The following is a 22,609-nucleotide window of genomic DNA, read 5'->3' on the forward strand; positions in this document are numbered from 1 at the left end:
GGAGAGCCGTCGTGCGCCAGACAGCCAAGAAACTTCCGTTCGCCTGCGACCCGGTCGCGGTCACCCAGGATGACGTCGAGGACGCCATCCGCACCATCCTGACCTGGATCGGCGAGGATCCGTCACGCGAGGGTCTCTCCGAGACCCCGGCCCGCGTGGCGCGGGCCTACAAGAGCTATTTTTCCGGCTATGAGCAGAACCCCGAGGAGTATCTGCGCAAGACGTTCGAGGAGACGGCCGGCTACGATGAGATGGTGCTGTTGCGGAACATCCCGTTCCAGAGCCATTGCGAGCACCACATGGCGCCCATCATCGGCCGCGCCTGGGTCGGCTACGTGCCGCGCAACCGCGTGGTCGGGATTTCCAAGCTCGCCCGGGTCGTCGAGGCCTATGCCAGCCGGCTGCAGATCCAGGAGCGCATGACCGCCGAGATCGCCAACATCATCGACGAGGTGCTGCAGCCGCAGGGCGTGGCGGTCGTGATCAAGGCAGCCCATCACTGCATCAGCTCGCGCGGCGTCAAGAAGCACGGCGTCGATCTCACCACCAGCCGCATGCTCGGCTGCTTCCGCACCGACCCGATGAGCCGCCAGGAGTTCCTGGCGATGGTCAATTCCGACCTGAAGGATTGAAGGGGCCGGAAAATCCTCCGCCCACTGTGATCCAGCCGTCCATGGTCCACGTTATCCAGGGTCAAGCAGCGTGCCGGGGACCATGACCACGCGACTGAGAGCGACTGGATTAGCGCAATGGAACGTGGCATCGTCCCGGCATCGATTTGCACGGGCCTTCAGTGCCCGTACCAGGGTGAATGTGAGCAGAGGGCCGAAGGCGACTGTGGACTGGGCTGAATTGATCGGACGCGTCGCCGCGCGCGGCGATCGCGAGGCATTCAAGGCCCTGTTTGCGCATTTTGCGCCCCGCATCAAAGGTTTCCTCATCAAGACCGGCTGCAACGCCGACGACGCTGAGGAAATCGCCCAATCCACCATGGTGGCGGTGTGGACGAAGGCGGGGCAATTCGATCCGTCGACGGCCGGCGCGGCCGCCTGGATCTTCACGATCGCGCGCAACCAGCGGATCGACGCCGCGCGCAAGGCTGCCCGCGACAGCCGGCTGAGCAGAGAAGTGGGGCGGGACGAGGAAGCCGATCCGACGCCCGCAGCCGACCAGATCGTCTCGCGTGTCGAAGATGCCACACGGGTGGCGGCCGCGATCGAAAGATTGTCGGTGGAGCAATCCACCGTGATCCGCCTGTCGTTCGTTGAAGAACGACCGCATTCGGAAATCGCGGCGGTGCTCGGCCTGCCGCTGGGTACGGTAAAGTCACGAATCAGATTGGCGATGAATCGCCTGAGAGACCTGTTGGACGACGCGACATGACGATCAGCCACCACCCGCCGGAAGACCTGCTGGCCGACTTCGCCACTGGTGCGCTCGACGAGGCCGAGCGGCTGGTCGTCGGTGTCCATGTCGCCGATTGCGGCCGATGCCAGCGCTTCGTCCGCGCCATCGAGCAGCTCGCCGGCGCCTCGCTGGATGCGGCCGAGCCGATCGCGACGGGCGCGGATGCGTTCGATGCCGTGATGGCACGCATCGATCGACGCCCGCAGGCGGCGCCACAGGTGAGCGAGGTCGCCGAGCACGATCCCGAGCTCGCCGACCTCCCCGAGATGGTCAAGCGCTGCAAGATCGGCAAGCGCCGGCGTGTGGCGCCCGGCATCAGCATGCGCCCGATCCTGCTGCCGGGCACCGGCAAATCGCGCGCCTTCCTGCTGCGCTCGGAGCCTGGGGCGCGGATGCTGGAGCATACGCATTCCGGCAACGAGCTGACCTGCGTGCTGAAGGGCAGCTTCAGCCATCTCGGCGGCTATTACGGACCCGGCGACTTCGACTATGGCGACGACGAGGTCGACCATCGTCCGGTGGTCGGTGACGAGGGCCCCTGCCTCTGCCTCGTCGCCATGACCGGCGACCTGCGCATGCACGGCCTGCTCGGCCGGCTGATCAGCCCATTCGTCCGGCTCTGAATTGCTCCGCCGTCATTGCGAGCGCCGCGAAGCAATCCGGAGCGACGCGGAGGGCCTGGATCGCTTCGTCGTTTCGCTCCTCGCAACCATGACCGCAAGCATTCGGGTGATCCGCATCGGACTCTGACCCGTTTCCGCTCAGGAAGCGCATGGAGGAGACAGATGCGATCAGCAAGCGCGGATAAGGGGTACGTCGCGCATCTCGGCGGCTTGCTGGCCCGTGCCGGACGCAACGACGAGCAAGCCTTTGCCGAGCTGCATGCTGCAACGATCTTGAAGATGCGGAAGACCGTGCGCGCCTTGCTGCCCTCCTCGGCCGACCTCGACGACATCCTGCAAGATGGCTACCTGAAGATCTGGCGGCATGCCGCGAGCTTCGACCCGGCGCGCGCCTCGCCCATCACCTGGATGTGCACCATCATGCGCAACACCGCGATCGATGCGCTGCGCGCCACCGGCGTGCCGACCTCGGAGCTCGATGAGGCGCTCGCGATCCCTGATCCCGCTGACAGCGCCGCCGACGACGAGTTCGACTACGCGCTGGCGGAACCGATCGCCCGCGAGGCGCTCGAGCGGCTGCCGGAGGAGCGCCGACGGCTGCTGGCGCTCGCCTATCTCGAGGGCGAAAGCCGGACGCGGCTGTCGGAACGGTTCGGCGTGCCGGTCGGCACCATCAAGACCTGGCTGCATCGCAGCCTGCTCACGGTGCGCAAGGATTGTCTCGGCCAGGCCCACGCGGTTACCGTGGCGGCCTGATCGTCGGCATGGCGCGATGACCAACGTATCATGATCAGGACACGTCCCGTCAGACATCTCGTCGTCGTGCTGGGCGACCAGCTCGATGCGGACTCGGCGGCCTTCGACGGCTTCGACCCGGAGCAGGATGCCGTGCTGCAGATGGAGGTCGCCGACGAGGCGAGCTACGTGCCGCAGCACAAGATGCGCATCGCCTATTTCTTCGCGGCGATGCGCCACTTCCGCGCCGATCTCGAGGGCCGCGGCCGTACCGTCCACTATGTCCGGCTCGATGATCCCGCCAACACCGGCACGCTCGACAGCGAGATCGCGCGGCATCAGGCCGCGCTGCAGCCGGCGGCGACGATCGTGCTGGAGCCCGGCGACTTTCGCGTGCGCGAGGGCTTGCGCAAGCTGCCGCAGCGGATCGACATCCGCGCCGACCGCCACTTCCTGTGCACGGCGGACGAGTTCGACGCCTTCACCGAGCGCCATCCCCGCCCGATCATGGAAACGTTCTACCGCGCGATGCGGCGCAAGACCGGCATCCTGATCGACGACAGCGGCCGCCCGGTCGGCGGCAGCTGGAATTTCGACGCCGACAACCGCAAGGGGTTCGGCAGGAGCCGCCCGCCTATTCCCGTGCCCCGATCCTATGCGCCCGACGCGATCACGCGCGACGTGCTCAAGCTGGTCGCGGCGCGCTTCTCCAACAGTCCGGGCAAGCTCGGCCGCTTCGACCTGCCGGTGTCGCGCGTCGACGCGCTGACGGAGCTGTCGGACTTCGTCGCCTGGCGGCTGTCGCTGTTCGGCACCTATCAGGACGCGATGCTGAGCGACGAGCCGTTCCTGTATCACTCGCGGCTGTCGGGCGCGCTAAACCTGCACATGCTGAACCCGCGCGAGGTGGTCACGGCCGCGCTCGAAAGCCGCAACGCGCCGCTGAACGCTCTCGAAGGCTTCGTCCGCCAGATCATCGGCTGGCGGGAATTCGTGCGCGGCATCTATTGGCAGCGCATGCCTCACTACGCCGATGAGAACGCGCTCGACGCCAGCCTGCCGATGCCGCGCTTCTACTGGACCGGCGAGACCGAGATGCGCTGCCTGGCGCAGGCGATCGGCCACACCATTGACCATGCCTATGCGCATCACATCGAGCGGCTGATGGTGCTCGGCCTGTTCGCGATGCTGCTCGGCGTCCGGCCCTACGACGTGCACCTCTGGCACATGTCGATGTTCCACGACGCCATCGACTGGGTGTCGCTGCCCAACACACTCGGCATGAGCCAGCACGGCGATGGCGGCGTGGTCGGCACCAAGCCCTATGCGGCCTCGGGCCACTACATCGACCGCATGAGCGACCATTGCCGCAATTGCCGCTACGATCCGAAGCAGGCGACCGGCGACAGCGCCTGCCCGTTCACGACGCTGTATTGGAGCTTCCTCGCCAAGCACCGCCGCCGCTTCGCCAATAATGGTCGCATGCGCAACCAGTACGTCAATCTCGAGCGCCGCAGCGCGGCGGAGATCCGCGCCATCCGCAACCACGCCGACGCGATCGTGTCGGCCCTGGTGTAATCCGGCGTTCGCCGGTCTGAACAGCGCTCACGGCTTGCTGGCCGGACGCCGATCGGTCATATCTTGGGCAGTTCCATCCCGCCCCTCCGCCGATCAAGCCCGGAATGCCTCACTCATGACCGCTGCCATCGTCGCCGTCTTCACGCTCGCCTATGCCGTGGTGGCGCTGGAGCACCCGTTCCGGATCAACAAGGCGGCCACCGCCCTGGTCGGCGCCGGCCTGATGTGGACCGTCTATGCTGTCATGGGCGGCACGGCTCCGGCGGTCGCGACCGAGCTCAACGAGTCCGTGGCCTCGACCGCCCAGATCATCTTCTTCCTGATCGGCGCGATGACCATCGTCGAGGTGATCGACGCCCATAACGGCTTCGAGGTCGTGACCTCGCTGATCGGCACCCGCAACCAGGTCACGCTGGTCTGGCTGGTCGGCTTCGTCACCTTCTTCCTCAGCGCCATGCTCGACAACCTCACCACCGCGATCGTGATGGTGTCGCTGATGAAGAAGCTGTCCGGCCGCGACGAGGACCGCCTGGTCTTCGCATCGATCATCGTCATCGCCGCCAATGCCGGCGGCGCCTGGTCGGCGATCGGCGACGTCACCACCACCATGCTGTGGATCGGCGGTCAGATCACGCCGCTCGCGATCATGAAGTCGGTCTTCATCCCCTCGCTCCTGAACCTGCTGGTCCCGCTTGCCGTCATCAGCTTCACCCTGCGCGGCAAGCAGCTCGTGCCGCCGGCGAGCGCCGGCCTCGCCTCGATCAGCCCGATCCTGCCGTTCGAGCGCAATTTGATGTTCTTCATGGGCCTCGGCATCCTGGTCGCCGTGCCGGTGTTCAAGGCGGCGACGCACCTGCCGCCGTTCATGGGCATCCTGTTCGGCCTCGGCCTGTTGTGGATGGTCGGCGAGATCGTCCATCGCGAGAAGGCCTTCGAGCAGAAGCAGCGCCTGACCCTGGTGCATGCGCTGACTCGGATCGACATGCCCTCGATCGTGTTCTTCATCGGCATCCTGCTGGCGGTGGCCGCGCTCGAGCACACCCACATCCTGGAGGCGCTGGCGCAATGGCTCGACCGCAGCGTCGGCCGGCTCGACCTGATCGTGATCGTGCTGGGGCTCGCCAGCGCCGTGATCGACAACGTGCCGCTGGTCGCGGCATCGATGGGCATGTACAGCCTGAGCCAGTTTCCGCCGGACAGTTTCCTATGGGAGTTCGTCGCCTACTGCGCCGGCACCGGGGGCTCGATCCTGATCATCGGCTCGGCGGCCGGCGTCGCCGCGATGGGGCTCGAGAACATCCACTTCTTCTGGTACGTCCGCCGCATCAGCCTGCTCGCGCTGCTCGGCTATTTTGCCGGTGCCGCGGCCTACATCGTCCAGTACAACCTGCTGCACTGAGCGGATCGCATGAGCTGGTCGTGGCGCATTCTGGCAGTCGTCGCGACCCTGCTGCTCGGCGCGGGCGACGGCCGCGCCGACGACGTGACGCTCAAGAGCGGCTACGCGCTCGGCGCGAAGAGCTGCGGCGAAGCGCCCCTCGGCTTTCCACGGCTGCGGATCGACATGAAGGCCGGCTTCTGCGCCGGCCTCGTCGCCAGCCGCGACGACGGCCTGAGATTTCCCCGCGGCATCGTGCAGATCCCCGGCCATCGGCAGTTCGTGATCGCGGACATGGGCGGCTGGGGCCATGATGACGGCCGGCTGCTGATCCTCGATCCCGCGGCGCCGGCCGGCCAGCGCCTCCGCGAAGTGATCACGCGGCTATCCTATCCGTTCGGACTTGCGGCCGGCCCTGGCGGCCGCATCTACGCCTCCACCGACACGTCGATCTTCCGCTTCGATCCGCTCGCGGCCGATCCGAGAGCAACGATCGAGACCATCATCCGCGACCTGCCGGGACGCCGCCTCACGCTGCCCGACGGCACCCGCCTGTCGGAAAGTGCGCATCCGCTGAAGGCATTCGCCTTCGACCGTACCGGACGGCTGTTCGTCAATATCGGCGCGCCCAGCGACAACTGCCTGTCGCCGGCGCCGATCACGCAGCCCTGCGCCGCGGGCGAAGGCCCTTCGGCACTCGCCGCGATCTGGCTGTTCACGCCACCGGCCGGCGGCGTCTTTGCGGCGCTGAAGCCCGGCGATCCCTCGCCGCCGCACCAGGTTTACGCGCGCGGCCTGCGCAACTCGATGGCGCTGGCATTGCATCCGCGCTTTCCCGATCCCGGCACCGCCTTCCTGCAGGGCGAGAACGCGCGCGACCTGCAGGACGTGTTCGCACCGAACGAGGAGATCAACGCGATCGAGCAAGGGCGCCACTATGGCTGGCCCTATTGCTACGACCTCGCCACGCCGAGCCCGGAGTTCAGGCGCGTGCTGCAATCCGGAACGCTCAAGAGCTTCTGCACGACAGCCTCGCACTATCAGCAGCCGTGGTCGCTGCTGCCGCCGCATGGCGCGCCGCTCGGCATGCTCTACTACACGGGCGATCGTTTCGAGGAGCTGAAAGGCAGGCTGCTGGTCGGCCTGCACGGCTATCGCCCGACCGGCAGCCGCCTGCTCGCCTATGAAGTCGACGAGCACGGCTTTCCCAAGCTGAGCCCGGCGCCGGTGCGCTATCACGTGAGCTGTGCCGCCGAGCCGACGCGCGCCTTCCAGACCGCGGCGGGGCCGGCGCGCGCCGCCGCGTTCGACGAGATCATCGCCGGCTGGCATCGCGTCAACGGCATCCGGCCGCAGGGCGCACCGGTCGGGATGACCATGGCTGACGACGGCGCGCTCTGGCTGGTCGAGGACAAGAACCAGACCGTGATCCGGATCGACCGCACCGGCGAGGCTGCGCCCGAGCCGCTGCCCTGCGATGTCAGAAGCGATCAGTTGATCGACCGGCTGGCCGCCTTGGTGATGGACGATGGCACGAGCCGCGCGCGGCTGGCGACGGTGCGCAGGACCCTGGTCGAGAGACATTGCAGCGGCTGCCATTCGGATTTCGGCCTCAAGGCCGGACAGTCCGAGCGAGACAAGGACCTCGCGGTGCTGCGCTTCATGCTGGCCCAGGACGGCTGGATCTATCCCGGCGATCCCGAGTCCGGCCGGCTGCGTCAGCGGCTGCGCGGACTGGGCGCCGAGCGGCAGATGCCGCCCGGTGCAGATCTGATCAAGACGGAACCAGGCTATGCGAAGCTGCTTGATGTTGCCGACGACCTCGTCGCGCGCATGGTTCCCGGCACGCGGATGCGCGTCAAGCCCGGCGGTCCGCCGCACCGCAAGTTCTTCGCCGCTGATGGCCGCGAATGCGGCGACATTCCGTTCGGCAAGATCGTCGTGGTGACCGAGAGGTCTGCCGTCAATAAGCCCGGCTTCAGCCGTTTCTTCCGGCCGGCCGACACCTATCTCAACGGCGCCTGCACGGACGATGATGGCTATTACATCCAACAGCAGTTTCTGGTGCCGCTCTGACGACGCCGCGATGAATCGTAGGGTGGGCAAAGGCGCAGGGCGACGCTTCCTCCGCCAAAACGCAATCTCGCGCGCGCCGTGCCCGCCGGCCGCGGGCACCTGTCTCCGTGATGGTGGGCACGGCGCGCACGAGAGCGCGTTGTGGCGCGCGCAGTGGCGTATCGCGCCTTTGCCCACCCTACGCATCTCCTGTTGGGCGATGCTCGTCACGCTCGCCCTCGCGACCGTCCCTGCCCTGGCCACCTCGAAACTGTTCGAGAGCGCGCAGCTCACACCTTCCGGCGAATACACCTTCGGCATCGAGGGGCCCGCCGTCGATCGCGACGGCAATCTCTTCGTCGTCAATCTCGGCAAGCCCGGCACGATCGGCCGGCTCGCACCTGAGGCGACCACGTCAGAGAAATTCACCGAGCTGCCCGACGGCAGCGTCGGCAATGCGATCCGCATCGACGCCGCCGGCACGATGTTCATCGCCGACTACAAGAAGCACAACATCTTCGCCATCGCACCGGGCGAGACCGCGCCGCATCTCGTCTTCCATGCCGACGACATGAGCCAGCCCAACGACATCACGCTGTCGCGCGACGGCACGATCTATGCGAGCGATCCGAACTGGAAGGCGCGCAGCGGCCGCATCTGGCGGATCGCGAGGGGGCCCAACGGCGCGCTGCAGGGCGAGGCGATGGCGGCACCGCGGGCGATGGGCACCGCCAACGGCATCGATCTGAGCCCTGACGGCCGCACGCTCTATGTCGGCGAATCCAACAGCGGCGAGATCTGGTCCTATGCGGTGGATGGCGACGCGCTCGCCACGCCCAGACTGATCAGAAGGTTCGAGCCCAACACGATCGACGGCCTGCGTACCGATGCCAGCGGCCGGCTGTTCGTCGCACGCATCCTGAAGGGCAGCATCGCCGTGCTGACGCCCGACGGCCGCGCCATCAGGGAGATCACGCTGCGAGCCAAGGAGCCGACCAACCTCGCCTTCGGCGGCAGCGACGGCAAGACCGTGTTCGTCACCCAGCGTCAGGGCGGCTTCGTCGAGTCCTTTCGCACCGATGTCGAAGGGCGCGAGCATTGCTTGCAGACACAGACGTGCTGACTGCTCAGCCGGGTGGGACACGACCAGCATCACTCGGACACGACGTGTAGCGACACTACTGCAGCATATTCAATGTCTGGCGCTCATGAGAGACCGTGCAACAGATTGGCTGTCGTCCCGGGCAAGCCGTGCCAGCGCGACAGCGTTGGCACGGCGCCGACCCGGGACCCATACTCCGCAGCAGGAGTGATGAGCACGATGTTGCGAGCTGCGTGCCGGCCAACAAAACAGTTGGGGTTATGGGTCCCGGCGTTCGCCGGGACGACACTGGTTGTTGCGCAAGCGCATTCCAACTCACTGGAAACGGAAAGCCCCGCATGCGCGAGGGCCTTCCTGACAACAGCGATCGCTTACCGCCCGTACACCACCGGCGCGCGTTGGACGATCAGCGGCGGCGGCAGGTCGCGCTGCCAGACGCGGCCGTCGTCGAACTGGATACGCATGCCGTCGGGCGAATAGACCGCGCTTTCGTCACGCGCATCGATCCAGAGCCGGCTGTTGGGCGCATTCCAGTCCGGCCAGGCCTGGAGGGACTCGCCGGTCTCGGTGGTCAGGTTCACGGCATCGCCGTTCTGCGTCACGAAGGCCGGCGCGCCGATCATGCCGTCGCGGCACATCTGGATGCAGCGGTAGGTGCCGGTGAGGTTGGCGCTCGGCTGGGCCGAGGCGGTGCCGGCGACGCAGGCGCCGACCAGGCCAATCACGATTGCAACACGTCTCATGTCGATCACTCCATCGCTCGAAAGGGTCAGCCAGCCCCCATTCGGGCCCCTCGGGCGGATCAAGTGCGATGCGGGAAAAATGTTCCGGATGTTCCCCTCGAGGGAACCGCCCTACTCGACCCTCACGACGTCGACGGCGACGCCGAGCTTCTGCTTGGGCGAGCCGACGATGATGCCGTCGACCGGCGACACGTCGGAGAAGTCGCGGCCCATGCCGAGGATGATGTGATCATTGCCGACCAGGAGATCGTTGGTCGGATCGAAGCCGATCCAGCCGAGCTCGTCGCCGCACCACAGCGACACCCAGGCATGGGTGGCGTCGGCGCCCTGCAGCCGGGGCTGGCCCTCCGGCGGGATGGTGCGCAGATAGCCGCTGACATAGGCCGCTGGCAGGCCGAGGCCACGCAGGCCGGCGATCATGACATGCGCAAAATCCTGGCAGACGCCATGGCGATTGTCGAACACCTCGCGCAGCGGGGTCGAGATCACGGTCGCCTTCGGATCGTATCTGAACTCCTTGCGGATGCGCCGCATCAGATCGGCGGCGCCGGTGACGATGCCGGTGCCGGCGCGAAAGCTTGCCGCAGCATAGTCCGTCACCAGTTCCAGCACCGGCACCAGGGCGCTTTCGAAGACGTAGCCGATCGGCGACGACGGGCCGAGGCTCGTCGCCTCGAACGCTGCATCGCGCACCTGCTCCCAGTCCGCACTCGGCGCATCGCGCTCGGGCGGCGTGCGCGACAGCTTCACCCGCGAGCGCGAGTCGATGCGCAGGTGGCGGTGCTGGGTGTCGATCACGACGCTCTCGGTCAACGTGCCGAAGAAATCGCGCCGCGCGGTCCGCTCCGAGGGCCGCGGCCGGATGTCGACGCTGTGCGAGATCAGCTCCTGGCCGTCGCCGCTGAGCGGCTCCAGCCGCAGCGAGCAGCGCGCGAAGCTGACGGCGCTCTCATACTCATAGGTCGTGACGTGCCGGATGTCGTAGATCACGCGAGGCCCGTCAGCTTTTCCGGCCGCGTCGCGTTCGGACCGTGCGGGAAATAATGCTGGCCGATCGCCTCCGCCAGGTTGAGCAGGTCCTGCTCCAGCGCAAACAGGGCGCGGCCGTCGAGATGCGCCGCCTCCGCCGCGGCCAGCCGCGCGCCCAGCGAGATCGCGAGGCGCTGCGGCCGCTCGATCAGCCCGTTCTCCTTCAGCACCGGCAGGCTCGCGATGTGCTCGTTGAGCAGCTCGACCTGGAACGCGACCGAGCGCGGATTGTAGAGGTCGAGCACGACGAGATCGCGGATCGGCGCCAGCGACGGGCCGATCAGATAGCGCGAGCGATAGGTGATCTGACAATCGACCAGCGTGAGCAGGACGTCGAGATCCTCGGGCGTCGCCTCGTCATAGCCGAACTGGCGCGCGAAGCGCGCGGTGTTGATGGCGCGTTCAACGCGGCGCCCCATGTCGAGAAACCGCCAGCCGGCGGCGCGGTTCATGTTCTCCTGGGCGAGGCCGGCGAAGCTCGCGAGCCGGTCGAGCGTGAGCTCGGCGATGCTGACGACGGCGTCCTCATCCTCGGCCTCCTGCGCCAGCCGGTTCGGCATCTCGGTGATGACCTGCCAGGCGTCGGGCGAGAGGCGCTCGCGCAGCGAGGTCGCGGTGCGCTGGGCCGATCTGAGCAGCGACAGCGCCGAGCCGAACTGCGCCTCGGCCTGCAGCGCCTCGGCCGCCACCTGGAATCCCTTGCTGCGCGAGGTCTGCCCGACCGCGCCCCACGCCAGCAACAGCCGTTGGATGCGCTCGGCGGTGTTGAGCTGCGCCAGCGAGCCCTTGCCGGGATCGCGATGCTGGGCGGCGAGCGCGCGGATCAGCCGCACGGTGGCCTCGGCGCGCTCCAGATAGCGTCCCAGCCAGAACAGATTGTCGGCGGCACGGCTCGGCAGCACGCCGGCGATGCGGCGGATCCGCACATTGTCGGAGCCCGGCAGCAAGCTGCGCGCCGCGACCGCCTTGTCGGACACCACCCAGACGTCGGCGGCGCGCGCGCCGTCGCCCATCGACACCGCGCGCGCATCGGGCTTGTCGGCGATGCGACAGAAGCCCCCGGGCATGACGGTCCAGCCGTCGGGCGTGGCGGCCGCGAACACCCGCAGGACGAACGGCCGCGGTGCGATCCGGCCCCCCTCCCACACCGGCGTGGTCGACAGCCGCACCACCTCCTGGCCGACATAGTCGATGCCGCGCTGGCTGATCGCCGCGCGCAGCCGCTCGCGCTCCGCGGCCGAGAGCTCGCCGGCCAGCACCGGACCGCTGCTGGCGAAGCCGGGCACGGCGCGGCCATAGGCGCCTTCGATCGCGAACTCTTCGAGCCGCGACAGCACCTCGTCGCGCGCGGACTTCTGGCCGCACCACCAGGTCGCGATGTGCGGGATCTTGAGATCCTCACCGAGCACGCGCCGCGCGAGGCTCGGCAGGAAGCCAAGCAGCGCACGCGCCTCCAGCACGCCGGAGCCCGGCATGTTGGCGATCACCACGCCGCCCTTGCGCACGACGTCCATCAGGCCGGCGACGCCGAGCCGCGAGCCGGCATCGAGCTCGAGCGGATCGAGCGAGTTGGAATCGAGCCGCCGCAGCAGCACGTCGACGCGCTTGAGGCCCGCGACGGTGCGGATGTGCACGCGGTCGCCGCTGACGGCGAGATCGTCGCCCTCGACCAGCAGGAAGCCGAGATAGCGCGCCAAGGTCGCGTGCTCGAAATAGGTCTCGCTGAACATGCCCGGCGTGAGCACGGCGATGCGCGGCTCGTCACGATCGGCGCTGGCGCGCAGCGCATCGCGGAATGCTTCGAAGAACGGCGCGAGCCGCTCCACGTTCATGGACTTGTAGATCGAGGAGAAGGCGCGCGACTGCACCAGGCGGTTTTCCAGCGCGTAGCCCATGCCGGACGGCGCCTGGGTGCGATCATTGAGCACCCACCAGCGCCCGTCGGGGCCGCGGCCGATGTCGGCGGCATAGACGCTGAGGAAGCGCCCGCCCGGCGGTTTGACGCCGCAGACCGGACGCAGATATTCGCTGGAGCCGGCGACGGCGGCCGCCGGCAGCGCGCCGCTCGTCACCAGCCGGCCCTCGCCATAGATGTCCCGCAGCACGCGCTCGAACAGCTCGGCGCGCTGGACGATGCCTTGGGACAGTTGCGCCCATTCGGACTCGTCGATCAGCAGCGGCAGATGGCTGAGCGGCCACGACCGTTCGGCATTGTCGCCCGGCGAGCGATAGGTAACGCCGGCCTCGCGCAGATGGCGATCGGCAGAGGCGAACCGGCGGTCGATATCGGTCGGCGCGAGTGCGGCGAAGGTATCAGCAAAGCGGGTCCAGACCGGCCGCGGCTGGCGATCGGCGCCGATGAACTCATCGGGGATGCCGGGGAGCCGGGCATAATCGCGGGCCCAATGCTCGGCACGGCGCAGCGGAGAACGTGCCGCCGGCCGACCGGCGGCGGGGCTCGCTCCCTGGTCCTGGCCGCTCGAGCCGTCCATACCCTGGTCCTCCGCACAAACTCCGTGCCATCAATGCAGGAGCGGCCTGCGCAAGTCGAGGGTCATCGGGAATTCATTTGTGCGTTCTTCCGGCGGCAGCGCGATTCGTCCGGGAGTGTGGCCGTGATCCTGGAAGCGGGCGAGCCGCCGCGCCTCCGCTTCGTAGGAGTTGATCGGCTTGGTGTCGTAGTTACGGCCGCCGGGATGGGCGACGTGATAGACGCAGCCGCCGAGCGAACGGCCGTTCCAGGTGTCGATCAGGTCGAAGGTCAGCGGCGCATGCACCGGAATCGTGGGGTGCAGGCCGGAGGCCGGCTGCCACGCCTTGAAGCGCACCGCCGCGACCGCCTCGGCGGATCGCCCGGTCAAGGTCATCGGCATCCTCCTACCATTGCAGGTGATGAGGTGGCGGCCCTCGACAAACCCTTCGGCTTTCACTTGAAGCCGCTCGACCGAGGAATCCACGTAGCGCACGGTGCCGCCCGCGGCGCCCTCCTCGCCCAGCACATGCCAGGGCTCCAGCGCCTGCCGCAGCTCCAGGGTCACGCCGCCATGCTGCACGCGGCCGAAGGTCGGAAAGCGAAATTCGAGCTGCGCCTGGTACCATTCCGGCGAGAAGTCGTAGCCGGACGACCGCAGCTCATCCAGCACATCAAGAAAATCTTCCCAGATGAAGTGAGGCAGCATGAAGCGGTCGTGCAGCGCCGTGCCCCAGCGCACGAACCGGCCATCCTGCGGCTCGCGCCACAATTTGGCGATCAGCGCTCGGATGAGAAGCTGCTGCGCCAGCGACATGCGCGGATCCGGCGGCATTTCCAGCGCGCGGAACTCCACCAGTCCGAGCCGGCCCGTCGGTCCCTCCGGCGAGTACAGCTTGTCGATGCAGATCTCCGAGCGATGGGTGTTGCCGGTGATGTCGACCAGCAGATGCCGGAACAGCCGGTCGACCAGCCACAGCGGCACGCTCTGCCCGACGTGGGGCACGTTGGCGAGCGCGATCTCGAGCTCATAGAGGCTGTCGTGGCGCGCCTCGTCGATGCGCGGAGCCTGGCTGGTCGGCCCGATGAACATGCCGGAGAACAAATAAGACAGCGACGGGTGCCGTTGCCAATACAGGACGAGGCTCTTCAGCAGATCCGGGCGCCGCAGGAACGGCGAATCCGGCGGCGAGCTGCCGCCGACGACGACATGATTGCCGCCGCCGGTGCCGGTGTGGCGGCCGTCGATCAGGAAGCGATTGGCGCCGAGCCTCACCTTCGCCGCGTCCTCATAGAGCCCGAAAGTGATGTCGACCGATTGCCGCCAGCTCGCGGCCGGCTGGATGTTGACCTCGATGACGCCGGGATCGGGTGTCACCTTGATCACCTCGATGCGCGGATCGAACGGCGGGGCATACCCCTCGACGTGAACCTTGATCTGCATCGCCTCGGCCGTCGCTTCGACCGTTGCGACCAGTTCCAGGTAGTCCTCGATGGTTTCGACCGGCGGCATGAACACGCAGAGAATGCCGTCGCGGATCTCGACCGACATCGCGGTGCGGACGCCGAGCCCTCCCCAGTACTGATACTGCACGTCCTGCGGCGACTGTGCACGATCGAGCTTCGGCAGTGGCGGCACCTGCGGCACGATCACCGGGCGTCCCTGCGCGTAGGTCGGCAGCGGCCCGCGCTCCTCCATCGGGTCCTGCTCGTGGATGTACGGGAAATCCTCCGGCGGAATGTGGGCCAGCGAGCCGATCGGCAGCCGCAGGCCGAGCGGCGAGTCGCCGGGAATCAGAAAAAGCCGCTTGCGCCGCAGGCCCCAGCGCTCGCTGCGCCAGCGCCTGGGCTGTGCATTCCAGCGCTGGATCGGCAGCACGAAGCCGCGCGGAATGTGCAGCCCTTCGTCGAATACACGAGCCATGCGCGCGCGCTCCTCGGGATCGGCGAGCTTGGAATCGAGCGCATCGACGTTCTCGGGCAGCGCGGCTTCCTTCTGCAGCCAATGCGCGGGATCTTCGAACGCGGGCAGCACGTAGTCCGGCTCGAGCCCGAGCGTCTCGGCGGCCGTATCGAGGAAACGCTCTGCGTCCTGGATCGTCGCCATGCGCGGGCCATCGACGCTGGCGATCAGATCCGGATTGCGCCAGATCGGCTCGCCATCCTTGCGCCAATACAGTCCGAACGCCCAGCGCGGCAGGCTTTCGCCAGGATACCACTTGCCCTGGCCGTAGTGCAGCAGGCCGCCGGGCGCGAACCGCGCGCGCAGACGCCGGATCAGGCTGTCCGCGAGCCCGCGTTTGGCCGGGCCGACTGCCGCCGTATTCCACTCCGCCGATTCCATGTCGTCGATCGACACGAAGGTCGGCTCGCCGCCCATCGTGAGGCGCACGTCGTGCGCGGCGAGATCGACATCGACCGCTTCGCCGAGGCGGTCGAGCCGGTCCCACGCCTCATCGGAAAATGGCCGGGTGATCCGCGGCGCTTCGCGGATGCGCTTCACATTCATCTCGAAGTTGAAATCGACCTCGGCAACGCCGGCACTGCCGCTGATCGGCGCGGCCGAGTGATAGTGCGGCGTAGCCGCGACCGGAATGTGCCCCTCGCCCGCGAGCATGCCCGAGGTGACGTCGAAGCCGATCCATCCAGCGCCGGGCAGATAGACCTCGGCCCAGGCATGCAGATCGGTGAAATCATTCTCGACCTCGACCGGTCCCTCGACCGGATCGATGTCGGGACGGAGCTGGATCAAATAGCCGGAGACGAAGCGGGCGGCGAGGCCGAGATGTCGCAGCGTCTGGATCAGCAGCCATGCCGAGTCGCGGCAGGATCCGGCGGCCTGCGACAGCGTCTCCTCCGGCGTTTGAACGCCGGGCTCCATCCGGATGATATAACGAATCTTTTTCTGCAACTGCGCATTGAGTTCGACGAGATAGTTGACCGTGTTGTCCGCGTCACGGGGAATCGACTTCAAGTATTCCGCGAACAACGGCCCCGGCTCGATCGTCTCGAGATAGGGCGCGAGTTCCACCTTGAGGCCGTCCGGATAGGCGAAGGGAAAACTGTCGGCATAAGGCTCGACGAAGAAGTCGAACGGATTGATCACGGTCATCTGCGCCGTGAAGTCGACCTCGATTTTGAGTTCGTTCACCTTTTCAGGAAAAACGTAGCGGGCCAGCCAATTGCCCTGCGGGTCCTGCTGCCAGTTCACGAAATGGTTGGGCGGCGTGACCTTGAGCGAATAGCTCAGCACGGGGGTCCTGGTATGGGGTGCAGGACGCAGGCGGATGGTCTGCGGGCCCAGTTCGACCGGACGATCGTATTTGTAATGGGTGACGTGATGTAACGCGACGTAGATTGACACGAGGTTTCGGCGCTCCAGCAACTTTTTTGAGCAGAACATTGCCGTGCTTAGGGATCAAGCACTAACAAAGGGCAAGAGCTGCCTATTGAACTATCCTAAGCCCGAAAGGCGGCATTTGGCGCCGCGACGTTGGAATGTCTTCCCCCTATCAGGTGCCTCCGCTGCACGTACCGGTCGCTTTTCCGGCCGCTGCGCGCCCCAATCGGGGCCGGAACGAAGAACGAGAGAAGAACAAACAACCTATCAGCCGCTCCACGCAGAGTTGTCCACAGGAAGCCGCGGAAGCGCTCACGGAAGATTGACCAGTTCGTCAAAGCAGGGATTAACCCCGAATGATGAACTAACAAGAACTAATAGCGTTGCATTTGCCGCAATCGCTTGATAGCTCGACTACACATGCTATTTAGGACCACCATTGCCAAAAGGAGAATCAAGTGGCGAAGACAGCTAAGAAGGCAGCTACCAAGAAGTTGGCGCGGAAACCCTACACGCCCGCCGACATCAAGCTGCTGAAGCAGCACTCGAAGTCCAAGACCCCGGTTGCCAAGATCGCCAAGGCGATGAAGCGGACCGAAGGCTCGCTCCGCCAGAAGGCTCTGGCGCTCGGCATCGGCCTGGGTCACCAGCGGTAAATTGCTCGGCGCCGCTGTCGCGCGAGCGTCGGCAGGGCCAGCCCATGACGGACTGCCCATAACAGGCTGACCACGACAGCCAGCACATGGCGACGCCCTCACCTGTCATCTGATCTCAGTTGCGATCCAATCTCAGCTAACTTGCGATCTCAGCTGCGATCAGATGCCGGGACATCCGAACCACAGCCCCGATGGGGGCCGTCGAATAGCTGAGTGATCCAGCTACACCGATCAAGCTACATCGTCGCGCCGAGCACCCAGGGTGCGAACTCGGCCCCGCCGAAATCGAAGCTCTCGCTCTTGGTCGGCTGCCCCGAGGCGGTCTTCAGCATCAGTTCGAAGATGCGCTGGCCGCAGTCCTGCACCGTCTCCTCGCCGTCGAGGATGGTGCCGCAATTGACGTCCATGTCGTCTTCCATCCGCTTGTACATCGGCGTGTTGGTCGCAAGCTTGATCGACGGCGCCGGCTTGCAGCCGAACACGCTGCCGCGGCCGGTGGTGAAGCAGACGAGATTGGCGCCGCCGGCCACCTGCCCCGTCGCCGCGACCGGGTCGTAGCCGGGCGTGTCCATGAACACGAAGCCCTTCTTGGTGACGGCTTCCGCATAATGCAGCACATCGACCAGATTGGTGCTGCCGGCCTTGGCCATCGCGCCGAGCGACTTCTCGAGAATCGTCGTCAGGCCGCCGGCCTTGTTGCCCGGGCTGGGATTGGCGTTCATCTCCGCACCCTCGCGCGCCGTATACTCCTCCCACCAGCGCATCAGGGAAACGAGCTTCTCGCCGACGTCGCGGCTGACCGCGCGGCGCGTCAGCAGATGCTCGGCACCATAGGTCTCCGGTGTCTCCGACAGGATCACTGTGCCGCCATGTCGCACCAGCAGATCGCTTGCCGCACCGAGCGCCGGATTGGCCGAGATGCCGGAATAGCCGTCGGATCCACCACATTGAAGGGCGACTGTCAGTTCGCTGGCCGGAACCGTCTCGCGCTTGACCCTGTTGGCGTCGGCGAGCGCTTCCTTCACGAAGCCGATGCCGGCCTCGACGGTCTTGCGGGTGCCGCCGACCTCCTGGATGTCCATGGCGCGCAGGCGGCCGGCGAGCTTCTGCTCCTCCATCAATCCGCCGATCTGATTGGCCTCGCAGCCAAGGCCGAGCACGATCACAGCGGAGAAATTCGCGTGCCGCGCGTAGCCACCCAGGGTTCGCCGCAACAGCTTCAGCGGTTCGTCCAGCGTCATGCCGCAGCCGGTCTTGTGCGTCAGCGCCACCACGCCGTCGACGTTGGGGTAGTCGGCGAGCGGATCGTCGCCAGTGAACGGATTGCGCTTGAACACATCGGCGACCAGGCCCGCAACATGGGCGCTGCAGTTCACCGAGGTCAGAATGCCGATGTAGTTGCGGGTCGCAACCCGGCCATCGGGCCGGCGAATGCCCTCGAACGTCGCCGGAAGATCGAAATTCGGTGTCGGCTTCACGTCGACCCCATAGGCGTAGTCCTTGGCGAAATCGCCCATGCCGCAGTTCTGTGTATGAACATGCTGGCCCGGCGCGATCGGCGCGGTGGCGAAGCCGATGATCTGGCCGTAGCGGCGGATCGGCTCGCCCTGCGCGATCGGACGCACCGCGACCTTGTGACCGGCCGGAATCCGGTCGGTCGTCGTGACCCCCTCGGCAATCGACAGCCCCGGAGGCAGGCTGGCGCGCGCAATCAGGACGCTGTCCTCGGGATGCAGACGAATGACGGGGGGCGGAGCCATGGCTGTCTCTCTCGTATCAGGACGTCGATCGCGAACAAACATGCGAATGGCGAGCGGCGCATAGCGAAAGGAAACGGATCCTCTTCGCTACGCCCTCCTCGCCATTCGCCTTTCTCGTTACGCCTTGCCGCCGGAGTCCTTGCGGGTCTGCGCGACCTGCTGGCGGGCATAGACCTGCATCAGGCCGACCTCGTTCGACAAGGTCACGAGCTTGAAGCCCATGTTGATGGCGCGGACCGCACCCTCGGCGCCGCTGCAATGAATGCCGGGATTGAGCCCGCGTTTGCCGCATTCCTTCACGATCTTCTCATAGATCTTGAGGATCTCCGGCTCGTCGCGATCGAGCTTCGGCACCAGACCATAGGAAAAGCCGAGATCGGAGGGCCCGATATAGACGCCGTCGATGCCTTCGACATCGAGGATGGCCTCCATGTTCTCGACCGCGGTCCTGGTCTCCATCATCGGCAGCAGCACGATCTCGTCGTTGGCCGTCTTCTGATACTCGCCCGCACTGCCATACATGCCCGAACGAATCGGACCGTTGGAGCGCACGCCCTTCGGCGGATATTTTGAGTAGGAAACGAGGTTGCGGGCTTCCTGCGCTGTGTTGACCATCGGGCAGATGACGCCATAGGCGCCGCCATCGAGCACCTTGCCGATAATGCCGGGCTCGTTCCACGGCACGCGCACCATCGGCGTGACCGGATGGCCATGCATCGCCTGGAAGCATTGGACCATCGACAGATAGTCCTGCACCCCGTGCTGCATGTCCACGGTGACGCTGTCGAAGCCGCACTGAGCCACGACCTCCGCGGAAAACCCCGAGGGGATCGCGAGCCAGGCATTCACCACCGCCTTGCCTTCGGCCCAGAGCTGCTTGACCTTATTGTTCGCCACGACTGCGTTTCCTTCCCTTGTTGTTCAACCGTTCTGTCTCGTTCAAATTCGTTCTCGCCGATGGCGCAACGCAATGCAATCCCGCTCAATCTGCGCGTGGATCGCTCGCGCCACCGGCGATCACACTGATATCACGATGTCGCCCGCTGAATGCTCGCTTCGCTGACACCCACGTCGCGCGCCGTGTTCACTATTGCCGCCCAGGTGTCGTCGGGCAATGGCACGCCATTGGCCGTACGCTCGGCCCGCATCTTGCGCTCGGGGTCGCCCGGCACCAGCACCTGATCGACGCCGGAGACCGGCTTGGTCGCCCGGATGAAATCCGTATAGCGGGTGATCTCACCGTCGAAGAAGCTCGCCGGATCGACCACCTTCGGGTCGATGTAGATCGCGAGCATGCCGTTGGCGAAGCGCCGGTTTGCCGACGTCGCCCCGGTGCCGGTCAAGGCGCCGCCGAGCAGCTCACAGATAAAGGCGAGCCCGGAGCCCTTGTGCTCGCCGAAAGCGCGGATCGCTCCCGTCCCCTTGGTGTGGTCGCGCGTCCCCTCGGTCTCATAGGGTCCATAGAGCACCGCCGGATCCTCGCTGAGCGTCCCGTCGGCATCGATCAAAGCGCCCTTGGGCAGCTTCTTGCCGCCGCGGCTCGCCACCAGGACCTTGCCCTCGGCCACGATCGAGGTCGCGAAATCGAGCACGATGGGATCCTGCCCCTGGCGCGGGATGCCGACACAATAGGGCGCGGTCGAGAACCGCTTCTCGACGCCGCCATAGGGCGCCACCAGCAGGGAGCCCGCGGCCGTGACGAAATGAATGGACACGAGTCCTTCGGCGGCGGCCATTTCTGCCCAGTCGCCGACGCGGCCGAGATGGCCGGAATTGCGCAGCGCCAGCGCAGCCAGGCCGCTCTTCTTGCAGCGCTCGATGCCGATCCTCACGGCCTGCGGCGTCACCGTCTGGCCGTAGCCGAACTTGCCGTCCACGACCACCAGCGACGGCGTGTCGACCACGATGTCCGCCGTCTGGTTGGGCACGATCGATCCCATCTTCTTCCAGCGGATATAGACGGGCACCCGGATCACACCGTGACTGTCATGCCCGGTGAGATTTGCCGTCGTGAGATAGGTGGCGATCCGCCGCGCCTCCTCAGCAGAGGACTCGGCATGTTCGAAGACGTCGGCGACGAAATCGATGAGGCGGGCAACCTTGATTGTGACCATGACAACTCGCGGGTTCGATCAGCATGCAGACAGAGTTAGCATGGAATGCCATGCCTGCGACGCACGCCATCTCCGCTCGACTGCATCGCTTCTTATCAAAACGCCGAACGGCCTGCCAAGTACGAGACCCCTTCCGTTGCGCCTCGTCCGCGGCATATCAGCCGTCACCGCTGTCGTCGGGGGCGAGATCGCCGCCGATGCTCAGCTCGAGCTCGCCAAGCATCTTGTGCAATGCGGCAAGCTTGCGTGTACCGTACCGGCTGGCAATCGATGCGTAGATCGCCTCCGAGCTCGGCGCGACCTGCGCGATCAGCTTCATGCCCTTGCTCGAAATCGACAGCACGCCCCTGCGCATGTCGCGACTATCGACTTCGCGCTGAATCAAGCCACGCGCCTCGAGATCGCGCAGGATGCGGGACAGGCTGGGCCCGAGCAGGAACGCGACCCGCGCCAGCTCGGTCACCTCGATCACGTCGACCGCCGCCAGCGCGCGCAGGATGCGCCATTGCTGCTCGGTCAGGCCGTGCTGCCGCAGATTGGGACGAAACTGCCGCATCACGGCCTCGCGCGCCCGCAACAAGGCCATCGGCAGCGACTGCGAGAAGTCGCGCATCGGCACCTTGCGGGCGTCCTTCGCCGCCGGCCTCGCGACCTTCGCCCTGGTCTCGCTCACATCAATCTCCTGGGGGTCATCCCAAATATTTGCACTGCAGCAAACGTCCTTTCGGTTTGCCGGCAGAAACTTAACATGTTAATCATCTGCGGCCACCTCTTTTCTGAGCGACAACCATGCCTCTTTCGAGCGACCAGATACATAGCTGCGCGTTACGCCTGGATCAGGCTGAAAAGAGCCGCCACCAGATCAGGCAGTTGTCGCAGGAGTTTCCCGATATCACCATCGCGGATGCCTATGCCATCCAGGACGCCTGGATCGGCATCAAGGTGGCCGCGGGCCGCGTCATCAAGGGGCACAAGATCGGGCTGACGTCGAAGGCGATGCAGAGCGCGCTGAACATCGATGAGCCCGATTCGGGCGTGCTGCTCGACGACATGTTCTTTGCCGATGGCGGGCTGGTGCCGTCCGACCGCTTCATCGCGACACGGATCGAGGCGGAGCTTGCCTTCGTCATGAAGCACCGTTTGTCAGGGCCGGACTGCATGGTGTTCGACGTGCTCAACGCGACCGATTTCGTGGTGCCGGCACTGGAAATCCTGGATACGCGGATCGAGCGGGTGGATCCCGCGACCAAGGCGACCCGCAAGATCTTCGATACGATCGCCGACAACGCCGCAAATGCCGGCATCGTGCTCGGCGGCCGGCCGCTGCGGCCGCTCGATACCGACCTGCGCTGGATCGGCGCACTCTGTTATAAGAACGGTCAACTGGAAGAGACCGGCTTGGCCGCCGGCGTGCTGAACAACCCGGCGACGGCCGTTGCCTGGCTCGCCAACAAGATCGCAGCGCACGGGCTTGCCCTCGAACCAGGCCAGGTCGTTCTGGCCGGCTCCTTCATCCGGCCGATCGAGGCCCGCAAGGGCGACACCATCCAGGCCGACTACGGCCCGTATGGAACGGTGAGCTGTTACTTCACCTGACGCCTGCACCGGAGCGACCGCAT

18 protein-coding genes are annotated in these 22,609 nt (G+C 66.2%); 10 read left to right on the forward strand and 8 right to left on the reverse strand.

The annotated features are described in order from the left end of the window. Positions 1–11 precede the first annotated feature (11 nt). From folE to ACQR1D_RS27930, 8 genes are all read left to right on the forward strand, one after another. Positions 12–632 (forward strand): GTP cyclohydrolase I FolE, encoded by a 621-nt coding sequence (gene folE, locus ACQR1D_RS27895; protein WP_315714899.1) that lies wholly within the window; start codon positions 12–14, stop codon positions 630–632. A 205-nt stretch (positions 633–837) separates the two neighbouring features. Further along, positions 838–1,383, forward strand: a complete 546-nt coding sequence (locus tag ACQR1D_RS27900; RefSeq protein ID WP_315772520.1) for a sigma-70 family RNA polymerase sigma factor — start codon at positions 838–840, stop codon at positions 1,381–1,383. Then, positions 1,380–2,030 carry a ChrR family anti-sigma-E factor gene (locus ACQR1D_RS27905; RefSeq protein WP_315749232.1) on the forward strand — a complete coding sequence of 217 codons (651 nt, stop codon included), beginning with the start codon at positions 1,380–1,382 and terminating at the stop codon, positions 2,028–2,030. Before ACQR1D_RS27900 ends, ACQR1D_RS27905 begins: the two co-directional genes overlap by 4 nt. A gap of 162 nt (positions 2,031–2,192) precedes the next feature. After that, complete coding sequence (locus tag ACQR1D_RS27910) at positions 2,193–2,786, forward strand: RNA polymerase sigma factor (RefSeq protein WP_315801270.1); 594 nt, start codon at positions 2,193–2,195, stop codon at positions 2,784–2,786. 30 nt (positions 2,787–2,816) lie between these two features. After that, positions 2,817–4,343, forward strand: coding sequence for a cryptochrome/photolyase family protein (locus ACQR1D_RS27915; RefSeq protein WP_316238764.1), 1,527 nt, complete (start codon positions 2,817–2,819; stop codon positions 4,341–4,343). Positions 4,344–4,458: 115 nt separating this feature from the next. Next, the gene (nhaD, locus tag ACQR1D_RS27920) at positions 4,459–5,742 is read left to right on the forward strand and encodes a sodium:proton antiporter NhaD (protein ID WP_316183359.1); all 1,284 of its coding nucleotides are present in this window, start codon (positions 4,459–4,461) and stop codon (positions 5,740–5,742) included. Between the two features lie 9 nt (positions 5,743–5,751). Beyond that, a complete protein-coding gene (locus ACQR1D_RS27925; RefSeq protein ID WP_434840194.1) occupies positions 5,752–7,797 on the forward strand; it encodes a PQQ-dependent sugar dehydrogenase in 2,046 nt (681 codons plus the stop codon). 199 nt (positions 7,798–7,996) lie between these two features. Beyond that, the gene (locus ACQR1D_RS27930; RefSeq protein ID WP_316238762.1) at positions 7,997–8,899 is read left to right on the forward strand and encodes an SMP-30/gluconolactonase/LRE family protein; all 903 of its coding nucleotides are present in this window, start codon (positions 7,997–7,999) and stop codon (positions 8,897–8,899) included. 350 nt (positions 8,900–9,249) lie between these two features. Here the strand turns inward: ACQR1D_RS27930 and ACQR1D_RS27935 are convergent, their stop codons facing one another. The 4 genes from ACQR1D_RS27935 to ACQR1D_RS27950 form a co-directional block, all read right to left on the reverse strand. After that, positions 9,250–9,630: a hypothetical protein gene (locus tag ACQR1D_RS27935; protein ID WP_434840193.1), complete on the reverse strand. Its 381-nt coding sequence runs from the start codon at positions 9,628–9,630 to the stop codon at positions 9,250–9,252. Positions 9,631–9,732: 102 nt separating this feature from the next. Continuing rightward, on the reverse strand, positions 9,733–10,611 hold the full coding sequence (locus ACQR1D_RS27940) for a transglutaminase family protein (RefSeq protein ID WP_315801276.1): 879 nt from the start codon (positions 10,609–10,611) through the stop codon (positions 9,733–9,735). Continuing rightward, positions 10,608–13,142, reverse strand: coding sequence for a circularly permuted type 2 ATP-grasp protein (locus ACQR1D_RS27945; protein WP_434840192.1), 2,535 nt, complete (start codon positions 13,140–13,142; stop codon positions 10,608–10,610). Before ACQR1D_RS27945 ends, ACQR1D_RS27940 begins: the two co-directional genes overlap by 4 nt. Positions 13,143–13,172: 30 nt before the next feature. After that, positions 13,173–16,484: a DUF2126 domain-containing protein gene (locus tag ACQR1D_RS27950; protein ID WP_434894201.1), complete on the reverse strand. Its 3,312-nt coding sequence runs from the start codon at positions 16,482–16,484 to the stop codon at positions 13,173–13,175. A gap of 434 nt (positions 16,485–16,918) precedes the next feature. Here ACQR1D_RS27950 and ACQR1D_RS27955 point away from each other — a divergent pair, with 434 nt between their 5' ends. Further along, positions 16,919–17,116: a hypothetical protein gene (locus tag ACQR1D_RS27955; RefSeq protein WP_008964013.1), complete on the forward strand. Its 198-nt coding sequence runs from the start codon at positions 16,919–16,921 to the stop codon at positions 17,114–17,116. A 236-nt stretch (positions 17,117–17,352) separates the two neighbouring features. On the opposite strand, the gene ACQR1D_RS27960 is transcribed toward ACQR1D_RS27955, so the two are convergent. The 4 genes from ACQR1D_RS27960 to hpaR form a co-directional block, all read right to left on the reverse strand. Beyond that, positions 17,353–18,876: a UxaA family hydrolase gene (locus ACQR1D_RS27960; protein WP_316218542.1), complete on the reverse strand. Its 1,524-nt coding sequence runs from the start codon at positions 18,874–18,876 to the stop codon at positions 17,353–17,355. A 117-nt stretch (positions 18,877–18,993) separates the two neighbouring features. Continuing rightward, positions 18,994–19,773, reverse strand: coding sequence for an HpcH/HpaI aldolase family protein (locus ACQR1D_RS27965; RefSeq protein WP_316183352.1), 780 nt, complete (start codon positions 19,771–19,773; stop codon positions 18,994–18,996). A 131-nt stretch (positions 19,774–19,904) separates the two neighbouring features. After that, positions 19,905–20,990: a malate/lactate/ureidoglycolate dehydrogenase gene (locus ACQR1D_RS27970; protein ID WP_316183351.1), complete on the reverse strand. Its 1,086-nt coding sequence runs from the start codon at positions 20,988–20,990 to the stop codon at positions 19,905–19,907. A gap of 157 nt (positions 20,991–21,147) precedes the next feature. Continuing rightward, positions 21,148–21,603, reverse strand: coding sequence for a homoprotocatechuate degradation operon regulator HpaR (hpaR, locus tag ACQR1D_RS27975; protein ID WP_409997893.1), 456 nt, complete (start codon positions 21,601–21,603; stop codon positions 21,148–21,150). A gap of 176 nt (positions 21,604–21,779) precedes the next feature. Between hpaR and hpaH the strand changes: the two genes are divergently transcribed. Then, positions 21,780–22,586, forward strand: coding sequence for a 2-oxo-hept-4-ene-1,7-dioate hydratase (hpaH, locus tag ACQR1D_RS27980; protein ID WP_434894202.1), 807 nt, complete (start codon positions 21,780–21,782; stop codon positions 22,584–22,586). Positions 22,587–22,609 lie beyond the last annotated feature (23 nt).

It is taken from the genome of Bradyrhizobium sp. HKCCYLRH2047, assembly GCF_051168175.1.
Taxonomy (GTDB): Bacteria; Pseudomonadota; Alphaproteobacteria; order Rhizobiales; family Xanthobacteraceae; genus Bradyrhizobium.